This is a genomic window from Neobacillus drentensis (genome assembly GCF_036965645.1).
GTDB lineage: Bacteria > Bacillota > Bacilli > Bacillales > Cytobacillaceae > Neobacillus > Neobacillus drentensis_D.
Genome location: NZ_JBALPZ010000098.1, coordinates 1 through 3977 on the forward strand (window position 1 = coordinate 1; position 3977 = coordinate 3977).

Genomic DNA, 3977 nt, shown 5'->3' on the forward strand with positions numbered 1-3977 from the left:
TTGAAGTAACCCATTAAAACCGGTACTGTGGCTGCCAGTAGAATAATAAAACCTACCACGATCGTCTCCCAAAACGGATCAACATTCAGAAGATTCATAGCATTTTTAATCAGATATAAAATAACTGTTCCGATTGCTGTTCCAATTAAGGTTCCTTTACCTCCATTTAAAGCTGTTCCACCAATGATCGCAGCTGCAATTGCCTCTAACTCGTAGCCTCTGCCCATTTCAGGCTGCACTGTAGTAAGACGAGAAGCCAGTAGAATACCTGCAATAGCAGCGATCAGACCAGAAAGCGCATACACCTTAATGCGTAGCATATCTACTTTAATTCCCGATATACGAACCGACTCCTCACTACTTCCTAAAGCAAGAATATGCCGACCAAATTTCATTTTTCGATAGACAATTAGGAGTAGGATAAGTAATGCTACCGCTACGATAACAGGAAATTGCACTCCCAAGATCCGACCATTTCCAATAAACTGAAAACTATCTGTCATATATGAACGGAAAGGAATAGATCCAGTCCAAACATATAGGATACCCCGGATAATAATCATCATTGCTAAAGTAGCCATAAAAGGGGATAAATTTAATTTAGTTATGATAATCCCATTAACAGCACCTATTAAAACACCCAGGAGTAAAGCTGCTGCAATGGCTATGACAACATTAACTTCCTGATTAAGAAGCCATGCAACCATTCCACCGCATATACCACAAATAGAACCAACGGATAAATCAATTCCACCTGTTGAAAGGACAAAAGTCATACCAAATCCTAATACCATGATGAAGGTAGCCTGTTGTAAAACGTTTAATAGATTTGTAAAGGTTAAAAAATGCTCTGATGCAAATGACATTACAACTATAATTACTGCGAGAACCATGAAGATACCCGTGAGATACCGATCAAATTTCAGCGGGACTCCATAAGAATGATGCTTTTGGATAACTTCCATACCTTTATTATCCAATTTTGTACCCCTCCTCTGAAGTGTCGTTATTGCTTAATTAGCTTTTTCTAGATAGATAACGCTCAATAGCTACTGCAATAATAATGATGATCCCAGTGATGATTAAACGATAAAACTGATCTACCAATAGAAGATCCAAGCCGTTTGCGATAAGTCCAAGAATCAGTGATCCCATCGTTACCCCAACCATACTTGCCTTACCACCAAACATACTTGTACCACCGATGGCTGCTGCAGCTATAGCATATAATTCATATCCGTTTCCCATTAAAGGCTGTACTGACGTTAGGCGTGAGGTCAGAAGGATACCAGCTACTGCCGCCAGTAACCCCGAAAGTGCATACACACTTATATTGATTCGATCAGTGGACACACCAGATAAGCGCGCTGCTTCTGTATTGGAACCTGTTGCGATAATAAAACGTCCGTACTTAGTAAATTTAAATAGAAAATACAGTAAGAGAAAGAGGACCAATGTGATTAAGAACGGCGTTGGAATTCCCAGCACATCTCCCTGGGCAAGAAATACAAATCCTGGAGTAGCAAAACTACTAATTGGTTCCTCTTTAGTTAGTAGAGTTAACAGTCCCCGTGCTATATATAGCATGGCAAAGGTTACTAAAAAGGCTGAAATTTTTAGTTTTGTGATGATGACTCCATTAATAAGACCAATGAGAAATCCTAGAATTAATCCCCCCAAGATCGCAATCCACATATTTAAACCACTCATCATTAGCCAGCCGGTAACCCCACCAGTAAGCCCCAAGACCGATCCCACTGATAGATCGATACCACCCGTTGAAAGCACAAACATCATTCCAAAAGCGATTATCATGATAAATATCGATTGCACTAATAAGTTAGATATATTATCAAACGTTAAAAAACTGGGTATCATCACTGTCAAAAATAGGGACAATAGGATGAGAATAATGAATACTCCAACTCCCTCCAGTTTAAAAAAGGAGACAAGACTACTTTTAGAATTAGACGCCTTGTTAGAATTTGTTGCAATTTTAGTATCAATCATCATCTATGTCCTCCTGAAGCGTAGTACATAATGTTTTCCTCTGTAGCTTCTTCACGAGAAAACTCTTTTACAAATTCACCTTTATGCATAACATAGATACGGTCAGAAAGTCCTAAAAGCTCTGGTAGATCAGAAGAGACCATTAAAATGCCTCCGCTATTCTTTACAAACTCTGACATTAAATTGTAAACTTCGACCTTTGCACCTACATCAATACCGATTGTTGGTTCGTCAAAAATCAACACTTTCGGCTTAGAGAAAAGCCACTTAGCTAATATTACTTTTTGCTGGTTTCCACCACTTAACAATCTAACTTTTTGATGTACAGTAGGTGTCTTAATACCCAGACGTTTTTTATAATCTTCTGCTGTATCTACTTCTGCTTTTTTCTTTAAAATAAACTTCGCTGATAGTACACGATTAATAGATGCCAGAGTGATATTTTTACTTACATCCATTTCTATTAAAGCTCCGTGCAATTTTCGGCTTTCTGGAAGCAGGCCAATTCCAGCCTGAATAGCATCACGCGGTGATCGAATTCGAATTTCTTTCCCATTTACTCGGATGCTGCCTGAACTAATTTCATCGGCACCAATTACTGCCCGGACGGTTTCGGTCCGTCCTGAACCAGCAAGTCCTGCAATGCCTACGATTTCACCCTCCTTAATATGGAAGTTGATGTTTTTCAAAGTTCCTGACTGATTTAAATCTGTAACTCGTAAGACTTCTTCACCAGTTGGAATGGTTTCCTTTGCAATAAAGTTCGATATCTCACGGCCTACCATCATAGAAACTAGCTGGTCAATATTTGTCTCATTGGAATTGACTGTTGTGATATGCTTGCCGTCACGCATGACATGAAAACGATCAGCAAGTAAGAATAACTCTTTCAGATGATGTGATACGTAAATAATGGATACTCCTTGTTCCTTAAGCGCCCGAATGAAATCAAATAAAACTTCACGTTCGTGTTCCGCAAGAGCTGCGGTTGGTTCATCCATAATGACAACTGAAGCGCTAATTGAAAGTGCCTTGGCAATCTCGATGACCCGATTTTTCAGAGCACCAAGTTCCATTACTGGTCTTTTTAAATCTTCGATAGTAGAAAAGAAGTTTCGATAAAGTTTTTCTGTCTCTTGGTACATTTCTTTTTCAGCTAAAATCTTCACTGCACCGCCAAGATAAGATTTATATATTTCTCGTCCGAGATATACATTCTCAACTGCAGTTAAATGAGGAGCTAGTGTGGGTTCTTGAAATATTGTACTAATACCAAGTTCCTGAGCATGTCTAGCATCCTTTATTTCTACAGATTTCCCCAGAACTTTGATTTCTCCACTATCCTTCTGATATAAACCAGATAAAATCTTAATTAAAGTAGACTTACCAGCACCATTTTCTCCTACCAGGGCTAGAACTTCTCCTTTTCGTACATCTAGTGAAACGTTATCAAGTGCCTTTACACCAGGGAATTCCTTTGTGATTCCGGTCAACGAAATCAGCACGCTATCATCTTCTACTACCATTTGTTGTCCTCCATTCCTATATAATCTACTTACGCATTGATAGTAGTAAGCTAGTTTGTAATTCGTAAAATAACTAGCAAGTGAATAGTAGTAAAGACCTAGAAATTATAGAAAAAAATTTTACAGAGATCTAGATTGTAAACGATTTCAAAACCATTTAGTTTTCTCCAACTAGATAAACAAATAGTAAACTTCTTGCAAGGTTTCTTACTTTGAACTTACGTAGCTGGCAGTATACAACCCTCTATAATTTTTTTATTACACCACCCGCAAAATGGATGTTCATCCATCAGCCCCACTTTGCGGGAGTCTACTATTATAAAACCTTTGACGTGAGTACGTTTTTGTAGGTTCTATGATTTATTTAGCTCTCATATTAAGCTTGTTGTAAGTTCTTCTTTGCTGCTTCCACTCTTTCGAACAGTTCGTAACTAGTGATAA

The 3977-nt window shown here is 38.3% G+C and carries 3 protein-coding genes; all 3 read right to left on the reverse strand.

Going from position 1 to position 3977, the window contains the following annotated elements:
- The coding region (locus tag V7266_RS19040; RefSeq protein ID WP_335469934.1) for an ABC transporter permease at window positions 1-965 on the reverse strand (965 nt) is incomplete at its 3' end.
- A gap of 52 nt (window positions 966-1017) precedes the next feature.
- Window positions 1018-2013, reverse strand: a complete 996-nt coding sequence (locus V7266_RS19045; RefSeq protein ID WP_335469935.1) for an ABC transporter permease — start codon at window positions 2011-2013, stop codon at window positions 1018-1020.
- The gene (locus V7266_RS19050; protein WP_335469937.1) at window positions 2010-3536 is read right to left on the reverse strand and encodes a sugar ABC transporter ATP-binding protein; all 1527 of its coding nucleotides are present in this window, start codon (window positions 3534-3536) and stop codon (window positions 2010-2012) included. The genes V7266_RS19045 and V7266_RS19050 overlap by 4 nt, the downstream gene beginning before the upstream one ends.
- Window positions 3537-3977: the final 441 nt, after the last annotated feature.